The 18,567-nt window shown below is 72.9% G+C and carries 15 protein-coding genes; 2 read left to right on the forward strand and 13 right to left on the reverse strand.

Features of this window, described 5'->3' with window-relative positions:
* Position 1: 1 nt before the first annotated feature.
* Positions 2 to 2,767: a protein-arginine deiminase family protein gene (locus ACIBHY_RS14850; RefSeq protein ID WP_397306915.1), complete on the forward strand. Its 2,766-nt coding sequence runs from the start codon at positions 2 to 4 to the stop codon at positions 2,765 to 2,767.
* Here the strand turns inward: ACIBHY_RS14850 and ACIBHY_RS14855 are convergent.
* From ACIBHY_RS14855 to ACIBHY_RS14915, 13 genes are all read right to left on the reverse strand, one after another.
* Positions 2,764 to 3,747 (reverse strand): P1 family peptidase, encoded by a 984-nt coding sequence (locus ACIBHY_RS14855; protein WP_397243128.1) that lies wholly within the window; start codon positions 3,745 to 3,747, stop codon positions 2,764 to 2,766. The genes ACIBHY_RS14850 and ACIBHY_RS14855 overlap by 4 nt on opposite strands.
* Entirely contained in the window at positions 3,744 to 4,367 is a 624-nt protein-coding gene (locus tag ACIBHY_RS14860) for a TetR/AcrR family transcriptional regulator (protein WP_397243126.1), read from the reverse strand. Before ACIBHY_RS14860 ends, ACIBHY_RS14855 begins: the two co-directional genes overlap by 4 nt.
* 37 nt (positions 4,368 to 4,404) lie before the next feature.
* Positions 4,405 to 5,352, reverse strand: a complete 948-nt coding sequence (locus ACIBHY_RS14865; protein ID WP_397306916.1) for an ABC transporter substrate-binding protein — start codon at positions 5,350 to 5,352, stop codon at positions 4,405 to 4,407.
* 11 nt (positions 5,353 to 5,363) lie between these two features.
* Complete coding sequence (locus tag ACIBHY_RS14870) at positions 5,364 to 6,308, reverse strand: ABC transporter permease (protein WP_397306917.1); 945 nt, start codon at positions 6,306 to 6,308, stop codon at positions 5,364 to 5,366.
* A complete protein-coding gene (locus tag ACIBHY_RS14875; RefSeq protein ID WP_397306918.1) occupies positions 6,305 to 7,054 on the reverse strand; it encodes an ATP-binding cassette domain-containing protein in 750 nt (249 codons plus the stop codon). The genes ACIBHY_RS14870 and ACIBHY_RS14875 overlap by 4 nt, the downstream gene beginning before the upstream one ends.
* Before the next feature lie 42 nt (positions 7,055 to 7,096).
* Positions 7,097 to 8,992, reverse strand: coding sequence for a glycosyltransferase family 39 protein (locus ACIBHY_RS14880; protein ID WP_397306919.1), 1,896 nt, complete (start codon positions 8,990 to 8,992; stop codon positions 7,097 to 7,099).
* The gene (locus tag ACIBHY_RS14885; RefSeq protein ID WP_397243117.1) at positions 8,989 to 10,137 is read right to left on the reverse strand and encodes a glycosyltransferase; all 1,149 of its coding nucleotides are present in this window, start codon (positions 10,135 to 10,137) and stop codon (positions 8,989 to 8,991) included. The genes ACIBHY_RS14880 and ACIBHY_RS14885 overlap by 4 nt, the downstream gene beginning before the upstream one ends.
* A 25-nt stretch (positions 10,138 to 10,162) precedes the next feature.
* Positions 10,163 to 11,524, reverse strand: a complete 1,362-nt coding sequence (locus tag ACIBHY_RS14890) for a sensor histidine kinase (protein WP_397306920.1) — start codon at positions 11,522 to 11,524, stop codon at positions 10,163 to 10,165.
* Positions 11,521 to 12,204, reverse strand: coding sequence for a response regulator transcription factor (locus ACIBHY_RS14895; RefSeq protein ID WP_397243789.1), 684 nt, complete (start codon positions 12,202 to 12,204; stop codon positions 11,521 to 11,523). The genes ACIBHY_RS14890 and ACIBHY_RS14895 overlap by 4 nt, the downstream gene beginning before the upstream one ends.
* A 60-nt stretch (positions 12,205 to 12,264) precedes the next feature.
* Positions 12,265 to 13,755 (reverse strand): phytoene desaturase family protein, encoded by a 1,491-nt coding sequence (locus tag ACIBHY_RS14900; protein ID WP_397243113.1) that lies wholly within the window; start codon positions 13,753 to 13,755, stop codon positions 12,265 to 12,267.
* Positions 13,756 to 13,880: 125 nt separating this feature from the next.
* Entirely contained in the window at positions 13,881 to 14,996 is a 1,116-nt protein-coding gene (locus ACIBHY_RS14905) for a hypothetical protein (protein WP_397243111.1), read from the reverse strand.
* Between the two features lie 19 nt (positions 14,997 to 15,015).
* Complete coding sequence (locus ACIBHY_RS14910; protein ID WP_397243109.1) at positions 15,016 to 16,209, reverse strand: hypothetical protein; 1,194 nt, start codon at positions 16,207 to 16,209, stop codon at positions 15,016 to 15,018.
* A 259-nt stretch (positions 16,210 to 16,468) separates the two neighbouring features.
* Positions 16,469 to 17,377, reverse strand: a complete 909-nt coding sequence (locus ACIBHY_RS14915; RefSeq protein WP_379613366.1) for a LysR family transcriptional regulator — start codon at positions 17,375 to 17,377, stop codon at positions 16,469 to 16,471.
* A 70-nt stretch (positions 17,378 to 17,447) separates the two neighbouring features.
* On the opposite strand from ACIBHY_RS14915, the gene ACIBHY_RS14920 reads away from it, so the two are divergent.
* Positions 17,448 to 18,467: a YeiH family protein gene (locus ACIBHY_RS14920; protein ID WP_397243105.1), complete on the forward strand. Its 1,020-nt coding sequence runs from the start codon at positions 17,448 to 17,450 to the stop codon at positions 18,465 to 18,467.
* Positions 18,468 to 18,567: the final 100 nt, after the last annotated feature.

Here is an 18,567-nt window from a genome sequence, read left to right on the forward strand (position 1 = left end):
GGTGTGCGCCTACCGCCTGCACGCCGACTACGACCGCACCGGGCGGCTGAGCGGGGACGCGGCGGAGTGGGCCGGCAGGAAGCGCGAGCCCGGCGCCCTGGTGCGCGCCAACCTGGACGCCGACGCCAGGAGGCTGCCCGCGTCGGTCGCCAGGTCGGGCCCCGCCACCCCCGACCGGGAACGGCAGGCCAAGACGGCCGGGGACGACGAGCCGATCAGGATGCAGGTGCAGGAGGTGAGCCACGAGCCCGGCCCGCTGTTCGTGGTCCTGCAGGGGGCCGATCCGCAGCGGATCGCGGTCGTGGACTCGACCGGGGTGCGGATCCGGCCGGTGCCGATGCGGAACCTGGCCCGCTATCCGCTACCGGCGGGGCCGTTCCCGAAAAGGCTGGCCTTGGAGGCGGTGGACCTGGCGGCCAGTCCCGCGACCAACAGGCTGCTGGTCCCCGGAGCGGGGCCGCCGACCGGCGCCAGGATCGTGGTGCGGCTGGAGCGCGACGGCGCGGGCGGCACCGTGGTCGAGGACGAGGCGGTGGTGACGCTGGCGCCGTTCGTGCTGATCGGCAACGCGGGGCGGCTGGAGCGGCTCTACATGTGCGCGGTGCGGGAGGACGACCCGGCCAGGTCCCTGGACGACAACGGGCCCGCCGTCGCCGACGTGCGCGCCGCGCTCGCCCCGCTGCGGGTGCCGCTGGTGCTCATCCCGCAGGAGGTGCACGGCGGGGACAGCTGGATCCAGGACCAGTACCAGCTCGGCTACACGCGGACCCCCGACGGGGTGCAGCGGGTGCTCCTGCACACGCCGCGCACTCGCTCGGACGCCTCCAGGACCGGCGCCCCGAACCTGGGCGGCGTGCTGGCCGGGCACTTCCTGAGCAAGGACATCGGGGTCTGCCAGGCGTTCTGGGACCGCGAGCTGACCGTCCCCGGGCCGGACGGCGCGCCCGCGCGGATGGGCTTCGCCGAGAGCGACCGCCTGCTGACGGTGCTGACGAAGGTGCTCGTGCTGCGCCGGCACATGGTGGAGACGGTCTCCAGGATCGGCACCGCGGAGGACCTCGCCCGCATGCGCAAGGCGATCGGCCCGGCGCGGGCGGACGTGTGGAAGTCCCGCTCGGAGCTTGAGCTGCTGCTGAGCCTGTTGCGCGGTACGGCACGCGCGGCGCTGACCCGCCCGGACACCCCGTGGAAGAAGGACCTGATCGACCCGCTGCTCGACGACGCGGGCCGGCAGGTGGCCGCCGTGACGGCCGAGATGCCGATCGCGGGCCGCCGGGCCCGGCTACGGCTGCCCGCCGCCGGCCCGCGCCCGGCCCGGGAGTTCGTCCTGAGCGCCGACGAACTGGTCAAGCTCGACCGGCAGCTCGGCAACTGGCACTCCGGGCACAACTACGGCGGCAACATCGAGGTCGGCCCGCCCTCCAAGAACGGCCCCGCCGGAGTGGTCGTCGTGGGCAACACCACACAGCGGGCCGGCGACGGCTCCACGCTCACCGACATGGACCCGGACCTGCTGGCCTTCCTGCGCGGGCAGGCGCACGGCCACCAGAGCGTGGTGGAGGTGGACACGAGCTGGCTGGACGTGGGCCACGTGGACGAGATGCTGGCCTTCGTGCCGGACCTGCGCGACCCGCGCGGCCCGGGCACGGTGCTGCGCGCCGCCCCGGCCATGGCCCTGCTGATCATCACCGAGGCCAAGCGGGAGTTCCTGAGCGGGCTGAACGCCCGTGACCTCGCCGAGTACACGAGCTGGCAGTACATCAGCTCCAGGAGCCGCCACACGATCCAGGGCACCAAGCCGATCACCCACCTGCTGCGGGGCCTGCGCTGGCTGCAGCATCACGAACCGGGCCAGACCCTGCCCACCGAACCCCCGGAGATCTACCAGCGCCTCGCCCGGCAGAACGCCTCGGGCCCGACCGCGCACGACATCCCGTTGCCCGTCTCGCCCTGGAGCACCCAGCCCGCGCCGGTCTACCCGGCGGGCATCTCGGTCTATGAGATGTACTACTTCAGCGACAACCTCAACGAGGACCTGGAGGCGGAGCCGGCGCCTGCCAGGAGCGGGCCGGACGGGTCGGAGATCCCCGCGGTGGGCCAGCTCACCGAGGCGGTTGAGCGGATCACCACGGAGTACGACGGCAGGATGCCGATCCACGGCCTCCCGGTCTTCTTCGACCGGCGCTCGCCCGCGAGCGGCCGCAGCACCGCCTTCACCCCGAACCTCGCCAACCTGCAGGTGGCCGGAGACCGCCTGCTCATCCCCCGCCCGCACGGGCCGCGCATGTCGCCGGAGTCGGCGGCCCGGGTGCTGCGGGCGGTGGCCGCTCGCTTCCCCGAGGCCGTGCGCGCGGCGCGTCTCACGCCGCAGTGGCTACGCGCCCGAGGCCTGAACCGGACCACGTTCTGGGCCCGCCACCAGTCGGTGGGCAAGCCGACGGCCACCGACCTCGCCAACCTGGCGTTCGCCTTCGCCGACGGCTTCCCCCGCGGCATGCCGGAGGCCCAGGTCCGCCGGCTCGTCCTGCGGGCCAACGCGAACGCCTTCGACGCCACCGGGCGGCTGAAGGGCGGCGGCTGGCGGCAGCTGGTGATCCCGGAGAACAAGGTGGACCTGTTCGAGGCCTGGACCGAGGCGGTCGCCGACAAGCTCGGCTACCGCGTGCAGTGGGTGGAGGCGTGGTACTACCACGTCCGCCTGGGCTCGATCCACTGCGGGACGAACGTGCTGCGCACCGCACCGGCCGACCGGCCGTGGTGGCGTTAGACGGGCCGCCAGGCGGCGGCGGTGTGGCCGGCGCGGCCCCGGGTGGGCACCGCGGCCAGGAGGCTGTTGAGCACCGACTCCTCCACCGCGTCGAGGGTGGCCTCGAACAGCGGGCTGAGGTGCCGATCGGCGACGTGCTCGCCGGAGACGGCGGTGGAGAAGGCCAGGCCGTAGTCGCCGCTGCCGTGGGAGTAGGAGGCGCCGACCCGGCCGAGGGCGTAGACGCCGCGCTTGGCGAGCCGGGTCAGCTGACGGCCGTCCAGGCGGGCGTCGGTGGCCACGACGATCATGCAGGAGCCGTCGTCGGGAGGTGTCTCCAGGCCGAGGAGCTCCAGCTCGGAGGCGGCTTCGGCCTCGTGCGTGCGGGCCCCGGTGCGCAGGGTGCCGCCGAAGTTGGCCTGGACCAGCGCGCCGACGGTCACCCGACCGGCCACGGCCAGGTCGAGGGTGCGCGAGGCGGTGCCGATGCCTGCCTTGAAACCCAGGGCGACGGTGCCGGTGCCCGCGCCCACGCAGCCCTCCTCGACCGGTCCCGGGCGGGCGCCGTCGAGCGCGGCGAAGACATGCTCGGCGGTGATCGGGCGCGCGGGCATGTCGGACAGCCAGCCGTCGTTGCACTCGCCCACGACCGGGTTGACCGACGGCAGGCCGGGGTCGCGGGCCAGCATCCAGCTGATCAGCGCGTCGGCCACGCGGAAGGTGGACATGGTCGCGGTCAGCAGGATCGGCGTCTCGATCACGCCGAGCTCGGCGACCTGGGTGGTGCCGACGAGCTTGCCGTAGCCGTTGCCCGCGTAGACGCCGGCGCTGAGCGGCAGCCGGTCGGGGACGACCGCGGTCACGCCGGTGTGGATCGCGGGCTCACGCCGCAGCGTGGTGTGGCCGACGCGCACGCCGGGCACGTCGGTGATCGCGTTGTGCTCCCCCGTCCGGTACGGCCCGCCGGCCAGACCGTACGCACGCGCGCGCATGGCCGTCATGCGGAGAACGCCTCGGGAGACAGCCCGACCTCGCGGGCGGCGGCGGTACGGGCGTGGGCGAGCAGGCGCTCCTGGGTGAGCACGCCGGGGTGGAGCGTGTAGCGGATGGCCAGCCCGTCGAGCATGGCGTCGAGGCGTTCGGCCGCTCCGGCCGGGTCGTCACAGGTGAACTCGCCGCCGTCGACCCCGTCGGTGATCACCCGCTCGATCGCGCGCAGCCACGTCGCCTCCAGCTCCAGGACGATCGCGTTGACCGCGGGCTCGCGCAGGGCGGTGTTCCAGGCGTCCAGCCACAGCAGCCAGCTCTGGTCGGCGCGCGACTGCGGGATGTAGTAGTCGAGGACCCGGTCGAAGCGGCGCACGGCGGTGCCGGGCCCGCGCACGATCTCCTCCAGCCGGGCGCTCTCCACGTCGAGCGTGGCCCTGAGCATCGCGGTGATGAGTTCGTCCTTGGTGGCGAAGTGGTAGTGGATGAGGCCGCCGCTGACGTTGACCGCCTTGGCGATGTCGGCGATCCGGGTGTTGGCCAGCCCTTTTTCGAGGACGACGCGCCGGGTGGCGGCCAGCAGCTCGGCCCGGCGCTGGTCGGCCTGTTCGGCTCGGGAGGAAGCACTTCGCACCACGAAATCCTATCGCCGGGCCGTACGCCGGTCTCCGTCAGCATCCCGCCTTGTACAGGACCCTCCGCACGTCGGGGGTGTCGACGTTCTCGCGGGTCACGATGGTGGCGTCGGTCGGGATGGCGGCGGTCACCTGCTGTCCCTTGACCGCGGCGAACGCCTGCTCCACGCCCTTCGCGCCGATCTCGCCGGGCAACTGGGCGATGAGCGCCTGCACGACGCCGTCCCTGAGCTGCTTGACCTGGGCCGGGCCCGCGTCGAAGCCGACCATCTTGACCTGGCCGAGCTTGCCCGCCTGCTGCAGCGCCGTGCCCGCGCCGGTCGCGGAGTTGAGGTTGGTGGCGAAGACGCCGGCCAGGTCGGGGTCCTTCGCCAGCGCGGCGTTGACGATCTTGGAGGCCTCGCCGACGTCGTTGTGCGAGTACTGCACGCCCAGCGAGCTCACGCCGGGATGGGCCGCCTCGATCTCCTCCTCGAAGCCCTTGATCCGGGCGTCCACCGTGCTCACGCCGGGGTCGGTGGAGATGACCAGCACCTTGCCCTTGCCGCCGATCTGCTCCGACAGCGCCTTGGCCGCCGCCGCGCCGCCCTTGACGTTGTCGGTGCTGATCTTGGACAGGCCGATCGAGGCGTCCTCGACCACCGTGTCCACCAGGATGATCTTGATGTTGCGCTGCTTGGCCTGGGTGAGCGGGGCGATCATCGCCTTGACGTCGGTGGGCGCGATGAGCAGGGCGTCCGGCTGGGCGGCCACGACCGAGTTCACGATCGGCGTCTGCAGGGTCGGGTCGAACTTCTGCGGCCCCTGCACCTCAAGCTCGACCCCGAGCTCCTTGGCCTTGGCCCGCGCGCCGCAGGCCATCGTCTCGTAGAACTCCTCCCCCGCCAGCCCCTGCACGAGGGTCACCCTGACGGCGCCGCCGGCGCTGGGCTGGCCGCAGGCGGCGAGGGCGAGCAGGAGGGCGGCGGCGAGGGCCTTGCGCATGTCGGGTCTCCTCATGGGTCGCGGCGGGCGCGTTGCCGCTGGTCGGCGTAGACGGCGGCGATCAGCACGGCGCCGACCACCACCTGCTGCCAGAAGGGCCGCACGCCGAGGATCTGGAAGCCGTTCTGCAGCACCGCCGGGATGAACACGCCGATGACGGTGCCGGCGACGGTGCCGACGCCGCCGAACAGCGACGTGCCGCCGATCACGACGGCGGCGATGGCCTGCAGGTTGTCGGTGGAATGAGCGGACACGCCGGTGATGCCGTACTTCGCCAGTGACAGGTAGCCGGCCAGCCCGGCCAGCAGTCCGGCGAGGCCGTACACCGTGACCAGGTGCCTGGTCACGCGCACGCCGGCGCGGCGGGCGGCCTCGGCGTTGGAGCCGATCGCGTAGGTGTGGCGGCCGAAGCGGGTGCGGGCGAGGGCGAAGCCGAGCACGGCGGTGAGGGCGCCGCAGATCCACACGAGGTGGGGCACGCCGAGCCAGCGGGCCAGGCCGAGGCCGAGGTTCAGCTCGCCGGGCGCGCGCAGGTCGACGCCGCCGGTCAGCAGCAGCGCGGCGCCGAGCGACATGCCGAGCGTGCCGAGGGTGACGATCAGCGCGGGGATCCGCCCGTGCGCGACGAGCACGCCGTTGAGCAGACCCCACCCCAGCCCCGACAGTACGGCCGCCGCCGCACCCACCAGCAGCGAGCCGGTGGCCTCGGCCGTCAAGGCGGCGGCCACGGCCGAGAAGACCAGCACGCCGCCGACCGACAGGTCGATCCCCGCGGTGATGATCACGTAGGTCATGCCGGTGGCCAGGAGCAGGAGGATGGCGGCGTCGCTGACCAGGTTCAGGAGGTTGAAGGGGGTGGCGAAGCTGCCGGGCCGCAGGAGGGCGAAGGCGGCGAGCAGGCCCGCGAGCACGAGCCCGATCCAGAACACCTGCGCCGACAGCAGCCGCCCGCTCATCCGCGGGCTCCCGTCATCGCGCCGACCAGTTCTTCCATGGAGACCTGCGCGGTGGCGAAGCGGGCCACCCGGCGGCCGAGCCTGAGCACCTCGACCCGGTCGGAGACGGCCTTGACGTCCTGCATGTTGTGGCTGATCAGCAGCACGGTCACGCCGGAGTCGCGCACGCCGCGGATGAGGTCGAGCACGCGGCGGGTCTGGACGACGCCGAGCGCGGCGGTCGGCTCGTCCATGAACACCACCCGGCGCGCCCAGGTGACCGCCCTGGCCACGGCGACGCCCTGCCGCTGGCCGCCGGAGAGCGTGGAGACCGGCACGTCCGGCGACTTCAGCTCGATCCCGAGGCGCTCGCAGGCCTGCCGGGCGCGCTCGCGCATGGCGGCGTCGTCGAGCAGTCCGAGGCGGCCGAGCAGGCCGGGCCTGAGCAGTTCGCGGCCGAGGAAGAAGTTGGCCGCGGGGGTGAGGTCGGCGCAGAGGGCGAGGTCCTGGTAGACGGTCTCGATCCCGGCGGCCCTGGCGTCCTCGGCGGAGGAGAAGGCCATGGGCCTGCCGTCGAGCAGGATCTCGCCGTCGTCGGGCGGTTCGACCCCGGACAGGATCTTGGCGAGGGTCGACTTGCCCGCGCCGTTGTCGCCGATCAGCGCGACGACCTCGCCGGGCGGCAGCGCGAGGTCGGCACCGCGCAGCGCCTCGACGTGGCCGTAGCTCTTGACGATGCCGCGGGCTTCGAGCAGCGGTCCGGCCATAGATCTATCAAGAGCGGGGTTGACATCGTTGTCAACCCCCGATCAAGAACAGTCGTGAAGGCCGTCCTGGCCCTGCACGGCCGCGCAGTTCTCCTGGACCCACGAGGTGGCCTGGCCGGCGCCCCTGCCGCCGCCGGTCATCACGTAGCGCAGGCGGCCGGAGGAGGTCAGCTCCTCCAGGCGCGCGGTGGTCATGGCCGGGTCGGCCCCGGTGAAGCCGCCCATGGCGATGACCGGCTCGCCGGTGGACAGGATCAGCGAGGCGGCCTGCTGGGCGCTGCCCACCGCGACCAGCCAGTCGGCGTTCCCCCGGTTGGCCTCCAGGAAGGTGACCAGCTCGGCGCCGACCTCCCGCCCACCCGGACCGCCGGAAAAGCCCTGGTCGCGAGAAGAGCCCGGGTAGCCGGAAAGGCCGGGAGTTCCGGAACGGCCGGGGTCGCCACCACCGGGCGGGCGGTCTCCGGCGGGCTGACGGCCGCCCGGCAGGCCCATCGGGCCGCCGCCGAAGCCGCGGTCGCCGGTGTCGGGGCCCGCGGTCGGGTTGGTGCCGTTCACCGGGGACCGGAGCGGGGTGACCGCGTACGCCGCCGGTCCGGCCAGGCCCGCGACCAGGGCCAGGACCAGCCCGGCGACGGTGATCGCGGGGCCGCGCCGTACCCGGGCCAGGATCAGCGCGAGCCCGGCCAGAGCGGTGGTCCCGAGCACGGCCCAGGCCAGCCACGGCGTCCACTCCGGCGTACGGCGCAGCACCGCGAACCCCCACCCCCCGGTCACCACGACCGCGACCGGCAGCACCCAGCCCAGCACCCGCGCCTCCCGGTGGGCCCGCCACATGAGCACCCCGCCCATCCCGCTCAGCGCCGCCACCGCCGGAGCCATGGCCGTGCTGTAGTAGGGGTGGAAGGTGCCGCTGGAGAAGCTGAAGACCACGACGTGCACGGCCAGCCAGCCGCCCCACACCAGCCACGGCCCCCAGGCCCACGCCCGCCCCGCCCTTCTGGCCCGCAGACCGGTCACGACCGCCAGCGGCAGGGCGATCGCGCAGAACGGCAGCAGCCACGAGATCTGCCCGGCCATCACCTCGTTGAACAGCCGCCCGGCCCCGGACTCCCCGCCGAACGAGGGCCCGCCGGCGCGCCCGCCGCCTTGGCCGAAGATCCGGCCGAGGCCGTTGTAGCCGATGACCAGGTCCCGGACCGAGTTGTGGGTGGATCCGCCGACGTAGGGGCGCGAGCCGGTGGGCCACAGGTCGACGATCACCATCCACCAGCCGCTCGACACCACGAGCACCGCCCCGGCGGCCAGCAGGTGACCGAGCCGCCCGACCACGCCGGCGCGGGCGCAGAGCAGGTAGGCGAGGGCGAAGGCGGGCAGCACCAGGTACGCCTGGAGCATCTTGGTGTTGAACCCGAGGCCCACGAACAGCGCGCAGAGCAGCAGCCCGCGGAGCCTTCCGGTACGCAGCGCCTCCAGGCAGAACCAGGCGGCCACGGTGAGCAGCAGCACCAGGAGCGTGTCCGGGTTGTTGTCGCGGTTGATGGCCACGGTGATCGGGGTCAGCGTCATCGCGAGTGCCGCGACGAGCCCGGCCGCCTCCGCCCGCCGTTCACCGAAGGACGCGGCCATGTTGCGGCGTACCGCCGAGAAGACCACCGCGATCGCCGCCACGCCCGCCAGCGCCTGCGGCACCAGCATGCTCCACGTCGAGAACCCGAAGATCCGCGCCGACAGCGCCATCACCCACAACGCCAGCGGCGGCTTGTCCACGGTGATGAACGATCCGGCGTCCAGCGCGCCGAAGAAGAACGCCTTCCAGCTCTGGGTGGCCGACAGGACGGCGGCCGAGTAATAGGTGTTGGCCATCCCGCTCAGCGCCCACGTGTACAGGACCAGGGCGGCGGCGAGCACCCCGGCCAGCGCCCAGCGTGCCCGCGTCATCGGCTCACCCTGCGCGGGTTGAACACCCACACGCGCAGCAGCAGGAAGCGCACCAGGGTGGCCAGCGCGTTCGCCAGCACGACGGCGGCCAGCTCGATGCCGTGCGAGACCCCGGCGGGCAGCAGCGCGAGCCCGCCGGTGGTGAGCGCCAGCCCCACGAGGAAGGCGACCAGGCCCTCGAACTGGTGCCGTACGACGCCCGCCGGTCCGCTGATCCCGAACGTGAAGCGCCGGTTGGCCGCGGTGTTGGCCACGGCGGTGACCAGCAGCGCGATCGTGTTGGCCGGCATGGGCGCGAGCGCCCCGCGCAGCAGCGTGTACAGCCCGAGGTAGGCCAGCGTGCTCATGACGCCCACGATCGCGAAGCGGGGCAGTTGCCTGGCCAGCCCGCTCGGCACCTCCCGTGACGGGATCGGCGCGCGCAGCGCGTGCGCGCGGGCCAGCCTGGCCATGCCGCGCAGGTCGTCCAGGGCGGTGCGCACGACGTCGACCCGGCTGTCCGGGTCGTCGACCCAGTCGACCGGCACCTCGTGGATGCGCAGCCCGTGCCGCTGCGCCAGCAGGAGCAGCTCGGTGTCGAAGAACCACTGCTCGTCCTCGACCGCGGGCAGCAGCGCCCGCGCCACCTCGGTGCGCACCGCCTTGAAGCCGCACTGGGCGTCGGTGAAGCGGGCGCCGAGCAGGGCGTGCAGGAGCAGGTTGTAGCAGCGGGAGATGACCTCACGCTTGGGCCCGCGCTCCACACGTGCCGCCGGTGCCAGCCGGGTGCCGATGGCCAGGTCGCTGTGGCCCGACAGCAGCGGCGCGACCAGGGGCAGGAAGGCGTCCAGGTCCGTGGACAGGTCCACGTCCATGTAGCTGACGACGTCCGCGTCGCTCTGCGACCACACCCGGCGCAGCGCCCTGCCGCGCCCCTTCTCCTCCAGGTGTACGGCCCGCACGTGCGGCAGCTCGGCCGCCAGTTCCCCGGCCAGCGGCCAGGTGCCGTCCGTGCTGGCGTTGTCGGCGATCGTGATGCGGAAGCCGTAAGGGAAGGTGGCCAGCAGATAGTCGTGCAGCCGGGTCACGCTCGCGCGCAGGGCACGCCGCTCGTTGTGGACCGGGACGACCACCTCGACCAGCCGCGTCTTGATGGATGTTGGCATGCTCCCCAGGTCACCGGCCCGGTCTTTAGCCGGGCTTAGCCGATGATGAGAGCGGGGTGAGACTTCCCGGCAGCCGCACCGTGGCGATCACTCCGCCGCCCGGCGCGTTGTCCAGCCGGACGCTCCCGCCCGCCTCTGCCACCGCCTGCGCCACGATCGCCAGCCCGAGCCCCGAGCCGGGCAGTGCGCGCGCCGACGGGGAGCGCCAGAACCGCTCGAAGACGTGCGGCAGTTCCTCGCGCGGGATGCCGGGCCCGTGGTCGCGCACGGTCAGTACGCCGCCGCGCAGCATCACCTCGATGCCGTTCTCGCTGAACTTGCGGGCGTTGTCGATGAGGTTGAGCACCGCCCGTTCCAGCGAGGCGGCGTTGCCGACGGTGTACCACGTGCCGAGGTCGGTGCTCAGCTCAGCGCCGCGCAGCCTGGCCCGCTCGGCGGCGGCCTTCACCACCTCGTGCAGGGCCAGCTCCACGTGCGGTTCGTGGTCGGTGTCGCCCCTGGCCAGCATGAGCAGGTCGCCGACCAGCGCCGACAGCTCGGCGAACTGGGCCTTCACGTTGACCAGCAGCCGCTCCTTGGCGGCCGGGTCGAGCTGCCTGCCGGTCTGCTCGCTACGCAGCAGCAGGTCGATGTTGGTGCGCAGCGTGGTCAGCGGGGTGCGCAGCTCGTGGCCGGCGTCGGCGACGAGCTGGCGCTGGCGGTCGCGGGAACCGGCCAGGGCGGCCGTCATCGCGTTGAAGGAGGCGCTCAGGCGGGCGATCTCGTCGTCGCCCTTGACGGGGATGGAGGTGTCGAGGTCCTCGGTGGTGGCGATGTGCTCGACCGCCCTGGTCAGCTCTCCCACCGGGCGCAGGGCCGTACGGGAGACGATCAGGCCCGCCGAGGCGGCGCCGAGCACGCCGAGGCCGGCCACGCCCGCGAGCAGGGCGGCCAGCGTGTTGAGGGAGTTCTGCAGGCGGTCGAGGCGGCGGGCGCTCATGACCGCCACGCCGGGCGCGACCCACTTCGTGGCGACGCGGACCTGCGCGCCGTCGCTGGTGACGCTCGTGTGCAGGTACTGGCCGCCGGAACGGGCCACCCGCAGGTCGTCCTCGGTCACGCGGATCGGGGTGCCGAACGAGCAGGTCGGGCTCTGGTCGGCGTAGATGATCTGTTCGGAGTACGGCGGCGCGTAGGCGTCCGCACGCGGCGGCTCGGTCGAGCACCTCACCAGGAGCTTGCTCACGTCGGGCCGCTTGCCCGGCGGGCCCTCCAGCTCATGGTCGAGCTGGCTGAGCAGCTCCATGCGCACGATGGAGAAGCACAGGACCGCCGAGAGCGCGACCGCCAGCGCCACCGCCGCCGTGACCAGCAACGTCATCCGGGCGCGCAGGCTGCTCCATCTCACGGCGCGTTCCGCAGCACGTAACCGACGCCGCGCACGGTGTGGATCAGCCGGGGCTCGCCGCCCGCCTCGGTCTTGCGCCGCAGGTACATGACGTAGACGTCGAGGGAGTTGGAGGTCGGCTCGAAGTCGAAGCCCCACACCTCGCCGAGGATCTGGTCGCGGGTCAGCACCTGGCGCGGGTGGCTGAGCAGCAGCTCGAGCAGCTGGTACTCGGTCCTGGTCAGGTCGAGCCTGCGGGCGCCGCGGGTGACCTCGCGGGTGGCCGGGTCCATGCGCAGGTCGGCGTAGGAGAGCAGGCCGTCCTGCGGCACGGCGCCGAGCGCGCTGCGCCGCAGCAGCGCCCGTACCCTGGCCAGCAGTTCGTCCAGCTCGAACGGCTTGACCAGGTAGTCGTCCGCGCCCGCGTCCAGCCCGGAGACACGGTCGCCGACGGCGTCACGGGCGGTCAGCATCAGCACCGGCACGTGGTTGCCGCCCTGGCGCAGCCGCCTGCACGCGGTCAGCCCGTCGAGCCTGGGCATCATGACATCCAGCAGCACCGCGTCGTAGACCTCGCGGGCCAGCTCCTCCAGCGCGGCCAGCCCGTCCACGGCCGTGGCCACCTGGTAGCCCTCGAACTCCAGGCTCGACTGCAGCGCCTCGCGCAGCGCCGGCTCGTCGTCCACCACCAGGAGTCTCATGGGCTCACTCATGGGCCAACGCTATGCCGCCATCATGAGAACTCGCTGAAGGACGTGAGGTCAGGAAAGCAGCGACATCGCGGCGTTGTGGCCGGGGATGCCGCTGACCCCGCCGCCGCGCCGCGCCCCGGCTCCGCACAGCAGCAGCCTCGGGTGCCCGGTCTCGACGCCCCAGCCGCCCTCGTCGGCGTAGGGCCAGCTCAGGTCGCGGTGGAAGATGTGCCCGCCGGGCAGCCCGGCCTCGTTCTCCAGGTCGACGGGCGTCTTGGCCTCCAGGCAGGGCTCGCCCTCGGGGGTGGTGGCCAGGCAGTCCTCGATGGGCTCGGCCAGCACGGAGTTGATCGAGCGGAGCGTGGCGTCCAGGGCCTCGCGCCGCGACTTCTCCGGGTCGTCCCGGAAGAGGCGGGCGGGCATGTGCAGTCCGAACAACGTCATCGTCTCCCCGTCCTGGCCGAGGATGGACCGGTCGGTCAGCGAGTGGCAGTAGACCTCCGCGGGCGGCAGCGCCGGGATCTCGCCCCGCGCCGCCTGGGCGAAGGCCCGCGCGAGCTGCTCCTGGCTCTCGTTGATGTGGAAGGTGCCGCTGAAGGCCGCGTACGGTTCCACGCCGCCGTCCTTGAGCCGCGGCAGCCGCCGCAGCACCATGTTGACCTTGAGCTGGGCTCCCTCGGGCGTCTCCGGCTCGCGTCCCAGCAGCCGATCCAGTACGGCCGGCGGCACGTTGGCCAGCACCCGCTCCGCCGACACCACGTGCTCGGCCTCCCCCAGCCGGAAGGTCACCTCCCCGGCCTCCGGGTCGATCCCGGTCACCTCGGCCCCGGTCCTGATCTCCGCCCCCGCCTCGCGGGCCGCCGTGGCCAGCGCGCCGGACACCGCGCCCATGCCGCCGACGGGGACGTTCCACTCGCCGGTCCCGTCCCCGACCACGTGGTAGAGGAAGCACCGGTTGGCCAGCAGGTCGGCGGCCGGGTCGGCGAACGTGCCGATGAGCGCGTCGGTCAGCACCACGCCGCGCACGGTGTCGTCGCGAAAGCGCGCCTCCACCGCCCGCCCGATCGGCTCGGCGAACATCTCCCCCCAGGCCCGCGCCCCGACCAGCCGCTCGACCTCACGCGCCGCGGGCAGCGGCCCGAGCAGCGTGGGCGCCAGCGCCCGCGCCACCTCGGCGGTCATCCCGTAGAACTCCCGCCAGGCCCGGTGGTCCCGCGCGCCGCCGGTGACGGCGCGGAAGGACTCCTCGGTACGGCCGGCGTCCTCGTTGTCCACCAGCAGCCCCGTCCGCCCGACCGGGGTGTAGGAGGCGTAACGCCGCCGCCGGAGCTCGACCCGCAGACCCAGATCCGTGACGATCTTCGTCGGCAGCAGGCTGACCAGGTAGGAGTAGCGCGACAGCCGCGCCTCCACCCCGGGGAAGGCCTGGGCCGAGATGGCCAGCCCGCCGACGTGGGCGAGCCGTTCGAGGACGAGCACCCGGCGACCGGCGCGGGCGAGATAGGCGGCGGCGACGAGCCCGTTGTGCCCGGCGCCCACGATGACGGCGTCATAACGCATGAAAGATCCTTAAGCAGGAGGCAGGGATGGGACGGCACGAACGGCGCCCCGCTACAGCCCCGTCTGCCAGTGCGGCTCCGGCCGCAGCAGTTCCTCCCTGGACACCATGCCCGGGACCTTACCCGTCACGGATCGGTCAATACCACCTCCACGTATCGGCGATCCGGCGTGACCGCGACCACCTGAACCTTCAGCACGGTGTCCACCGCGTACTCGGTGGGCAGGCTCGCGCCCACCGCGGCGGTGCCCTCGAACCAGACCGGGTTCTGCTCGCCGTGCCAGGCCAGCACGGGGCGGCGGCCGATGGAGTGCACGACCACCGCGGGCTGGACGGCGGCGTCCTGGCCGAAGCGGGCGCGGTACTCGACGGTGATCTCGCCCTGGCTGGTCGGGACCACCGCGAGCACGGGGTCGTGCAGGTTCGCCTGGCCGAAGGCGGCCAGGCGGATGCGCGGCGAGGTGGACAGGTCCGGGCGGAGCACGCTGCTGGACGCGGCGAACTCCGGCACGTACCGGTAGAGGGCGGCCGGCGACAGGTTGCGGTCGCTGCGGAAGAAGCCGGGCGAGATCACGGTGACGCCGACGAACGCGGGCGGCGTCGGTACCGCGCGGTCCTGCACGCCGGTGAAGCCCATGACCGAGTAGTCGTCGTGGTAGACGTAGTCGCCGCAGGGGCCGAAGGCGTGCTCGAAGTCGATCACGTGGCCGATCTCGTGGTCGTAGAAGGACAGGAACCCGCCCTGGTCGAGGACGGCGGCGCCGCCGATCGCCCCGGAGTTGCACGGCGGCGGGTGCATGAACACGACCACGCGGTCCACGCCGTCGAAGCTGACGCCGTCGCGCTCGGCCTGCGCGCGGGTCTGGTTGACCATGCCGCCGCGGTCGTCGCGGTTGCCGACCTGCGAGATGCCGGTCAGCACGCGCCACGGCTCCACACTGAAGCGCAGTTCGCGCAGCCGCAGGGTCGAGGCCGACCAGAAGTCGAGCATGCTCCAGCCGTTCGGCGCGTCGAGGACCTCGCGCAGCGCCGCGTCGGGCCAGACGGGGTGGACGTTGGCGTCGGGGGCGTTCGTCGCCCAGGTGTAGCGCAGCACCTTCACGTTGAGCGGCCGCGTGTGCGTGCCGGTACGGCGCAGCAGTTCGCGCACCGACACCTGGCCCGGCAGTCCCGCCTCGCGCCCCAGGGCGCGCACGCTGATCGGAAGCGACCGGACCGCCTTGCTCAGTCGGACGGAGAGCATGGCATTCCTCCAGCGGGGCTCAGCGGAGCAGGACGAGGATCGGGATCAGCCCGATGCCCCCGTCGAGCGCGGACATGGCCTTGCCGATCACGGCGCCGAAGGACCGGCCGGGGTCGAGCGCCTTCATCGCGTGGCCGGGCGTGTCGGAGGTGGTGAGCAGGTCGCCGACGCCGACGGGGGCGTAGGAGGCGTCGACCCGGCAGTAGACCTTGCCGACGAGCGCGAGCGGATAGCGTCCCGCGCGCTGGTCGCGGTGGTCGAGGATGACGCCCGGACGGTAGTCGCCCGCCCCCGAGACCACTCCGGCGACCTTGGAGTCGTAGGCGCTGGTGCTCATCCGCACCCGGTCGATCCCGTCGAGCACGACCACCGTGCCGGGAACGACCTCGTCGGTCTCGGTTTCGGCGAGCGAGAAATTCTCGGCCAGATCGGCGCCGGTGAGAAGGACGTCGCCGGTGACGATGACATTTCCCTTGAAGAATCCGGCGGGGCCGACGCCGCGATGGTCGGCGTAGAGCGCGGCACCGGTACTGTCCGCATTGAGATTATAGGCGGCGATAGCCGCGGTATTAGGGGAATTAGTCTCGGCGTGAACGGCTTCATAAGCCTCACTTCTGGCGTCCACCGCGGCGCCGATCCCGGTCCTGACGAACACACCGGGGCCGCGCCCGCGATTGTCGGCGAACACCGAAGCGCCGGTGCCCGTCGGATTGACGTTGTAGGCGGCGATGGCGGCCACCTCACTGGCGTTGGTCTCGGCGTGCAGCGCTTCGTAGGTCTCACTTCTGGCGTCGAGGGCCGCCCCCTGCCCGGTCCTGACGAACACGCCCGGCCCCCGCCCCCGGTTCTCCCCGAACAGGATGGCCCCGGTGCCCTCGGCGTTGAGGTTGTAGGCCGCCACGGCCGCGGTGGCCGGAGCGTTGGTCTCGGCGTGGACGGCTTCGAACCCCTCGCTCTTGGCGTCCACCGCGGCGCCGATCCCGGTCCTGACGAACACACCGGGCCCGCGCCCCCGGTTCTCCGCGAACAGGGTCGCCCCGGTCCCTTCGGCGTTGAGGTTGTATCCGGCTATGGCCGCGTTCTGCGGGGAATTGGTGGTCGCGTGCACCCCGTCGAATTCCTGGCTGATGCCGTGAACTCCGGGGCCGCTCTTACTGGTGCCTTTTACCGCGGCTTCGCCGGGGCGCGAGGTCTCGCCGTGCAACGCAGGCATGGGGATGCCTTTCAATCGGACGCCTGGGTTCTTCAATATGCCATCCGATGATCCGGCCAGCCAGGAGATAATCCTCTTACTCGTTTATCAATTCACCATTTAGCGGGATTTATAGACCAGGCTGCCGGGGGCCGTGACGGCGGGGCATGTGTCCGACGTGAGAAGCGACCCCCACGATCGGCGCCCGCGCGCGTCGGCGGGTGGCGTGGGGGCGGCTTGCCGTAAGGGATGGAAGGGGTTGAGCGCCCTAAGGGATGGGTCAGGGGCGGCTGGCGATGGAGAGGAGCGTGGCGGCGGGAGAGGGGAGCGTGCGGCCGCGGCGCCAGACCGCGCGCAGGCTGCGGACCAGGTTGAGGCCGGCCAGCGGCACCTCGACCAGCCGGCCGGTCGCGAGGTCGGCCTCGACGGCGTAGCCGCTCAGCACCGCGGGCGCCGCGCCAGCGGAGGCCGCGCCCTTCACCGCCGAGTTCGAGCCGAGCTCCAGCCGGGGGCTGGCCTGGTGGAGGTCGCGGAAGGCCAGGTCGAGCGTCTCGCGCGTGCCCGAGCCCGGCTCGCGCACCACCAGCGGCGTCGCGGCCAGTTCCGCCCCCCGCAGCACGGTACGGCGGCGCGCCCACGGATGCCCCGGCGCCACCACGACCACCAGCCGGTCGGTCCCGACCACGCGCGAGTCCAGCCCGTCGGGGACGTTCGGCCCCTCCACGAAGCCCAGCTCGACCGATCTCGGCGTCCCGTCCGCGCCGGCCAGCACCAGCGCGGCGACCTCGGCGGAGTTCACCACGTCGAGCCCCACCTGCACGTCCGGCTCGCGGTTCTGGAACTCGCCCAGCCACCGCGGCACCAGATACTCGGCCACCGTCATCGACGAGGCCACTCGCAGGTGCGCCGCCTCGCTGAGCCGCACGGCCGCGGCCGCGCGCATGAGCTCCTGCGCCGCCGACAGCACCTGCGAGGCCCAGCCGGCGACCATCTTCCCCTCGGCGGTCAGCGCCGACCCACGCGGCGTACGCTCCAGCAGCGGCAGCCCGAGGCGGCGTTCGAGCTGGGCGATGCGCTTGCTGGCCGACGGCTGGGCGATGCCCGCGGCGCGCGCGGCACGGCCCAGGCTGCCGAGCTCGCCCACGTCGACGAGGAGCTTCAGCGAGTCGAGATCCGGCAGCGCGCTCATAGCCTAAGGCTATGACCTGCCAGGCAATGCATGTCTACTGGGAGGTACCGGACGGCCGGAGACTCGGATCATGGTCTCCCTCACCGTCACGCGCGCCTGGCCCCGCCTGCATCTGCCCGGCATCGCCCTGGCCGCGGCGGCGGTCGCGATGGCGCTGGTCGTGAGCCGGTTCCTGCCCGCGCTCAGCCCGGCGATCATCGCCGTGACGGCGGGGGCGGCCTTCCACAACCTCGGCTGGCTGCACGAGCGGCTGCGGCCGGGGCTGCAGTTCGTCGCGAAGCGGGTGCTGCGGGTGGCGATCGTGCTGCTCGGCCTGCAGATCGCCCTGCCCCAGGTGCTCACGCTGGGCGCGCCGACGCTGCTGATCGTGGCGGCGGCGACCGGCCTCACGTTCGTGCTCACGCCTCTGCTCGGACGGTGGCTGCGGGTCGCGCCCGGCACGGCGCTGCTCATCGCCGCGGGGGTGAGTATCTGCGGCGCCTCGGCCATCGCCGCCATGCACGAGAGCGCCGACTCCGACGACGACGACGTGGCCTCCGCCCTGGGCGTCATCACCGTGTACGGCACCGCCGCCATCGTGGCCGTCCCGCTGCTGGCCGGCTGGCTGGGGCTGACGGGACGGCAGCTCGGCGTGTGGGCCGGGGCCGCGGTGCACGAGGTGGCCCAGGTGGCCGCCATCGGCGCCGCCTCCGGCGCGGCGGTGCTGGGCGTGGCGATCACGGCCAAGCTGGCCCGCGTGGTCCTGCTCGCGCCCATGGTCGCCGCCACCACCCTGCGCGCCCAGGCCGGCGCCGCCTGCCGTACCCCGGCCGCGCCCGCCCGCCGGGGTGGCCGGCCGCCGATCATGCCGTTGTTCGTGGCCGGGTTCCTGGCGATGGTCGTGGTGCGCAGCCTCGGCGTCCTGCCCGAGGCGCTGACCTCGGCGGTGCCCCCGGTGACGAGCGTGCTGCTCGCCGCCGCGCTCTTCGGCCTCGGCACCAACATCGACCTGCGGAAACTGGCCAAGGGCGGGCGGGCCGTCCTGCTGGGCGGGATCTCCACCGCGCTGATCACCGGCATCTCGCTGGCAGGGGTGGCGCTTCTGGTGTGATCTCGGGTGGACGCGTCAGGGATCGCCCCGTAACGTGCTCACTTTGGAACAACATCAGGAAATAGACCGTTCCAAAGAGTGCCACGTCAAAGGTCCCACA

The organism is Nonomuraea sp. NPDC050547 (assembly GCF_044457345.1).
In the GTDB taxonomy this organism is placed as follows: domain Bacteria; phylum Actinomycetota; class Actinomycetes; order Streptosporangiales; family Streptosporangiaceae; genus Nonomuraea.

Bases quoted from the DNA above. Each gene is read 5' to 3' on its own strand.
- ACIBHY_RS14895 (WP_397243789.1), bottom strand. From the start codon at position 12,204: ATGAGACTCCTGGTGGTGGACGACGAGCCGGCGCTGCGCGAGGCGCTG.
- ACIBHY_RS14865 (WP_397306916.1), bottom strand. From the start codon at position 5,352: ATGCGCAAGGCCCTCGCCGCCGCCCTCCTGCTCGCCCTCGCCGCCTGC.
- ACIBHY_RS14875 (WP_397306918.1), bottom strand. From the start codon at position 7,054: ATGGCCGGACCGCTGCTCGAAGCCCGCGGCATCGTCAAGAGCTACGGC.
- ACIBHY_RS14880 (WP_397306919.1), bottom strand. From the start codon at position 8,992: ATGACGCGGGCACGCTGGGCGCTGGCCGGGGTGCTCGCCGCCGCCCTG.
- ACIBHY_RS14920 (WP_397243105.1), top strand. From the start codon at position 17,448: ATGGTCTCCCTCACCGTCACGCGCGCCTGGCCCCGCCTGCATCTGCCC.
- ACIBHY_RS14870 (WP_397306917.1), bottom strand. From the start codon at position 6,308: ATGAGCGGGCGGCTGCTGTCGGCGCAGGTGTTCTGGATCGGGCTCGTG.
- ACIBHY_RS14900 (WP_397243113.1), bottom strand. From the start codon at position 13,755: ATGCGTTATGACGCCGTCATCGTGGGCGCCGGGCACAACGGGCTCGTC.
- ACIBHY_RS14885 (WP_397243117.1), bottom strand. From the start codon at position 10,137: ATGCCAACATCCATCAAGACGCGGCTGGTCGAGGTGGTCGTCCCGGTC.
- ACIBHY_RS14915 (WP_379613366.1), bottom strand. From the start codon at position 17,377: ATGAGCGCGCTGCCGGATCTCGACTCGCTGAAGCTCCTCGTCGACGTG.
- ACIBHY_RS14910 (WP_397243109.1), bottom strand. From the start codon at position 16,209: ATGCCTGCGTTGCACGGCGAGACCTCGCGCCCCGGCGAAGCCGCGGTA.
- ACIBHY_RS14855 (WP_397243128.1), bottom strand. From the start codon at position 3,747: ATGACGGCCATGCGCGCGCGTGCGTACGGTCTGGCCGGCGGGCCGTAC.
- ACIBHY_RS14905 (WP_397243111.1), bottom strand. From the start codon at position 14,996: ATGCTCTCCGTCCGACTGAGCAAGGCGGTCCGGTCGCTTCCGATCAGC.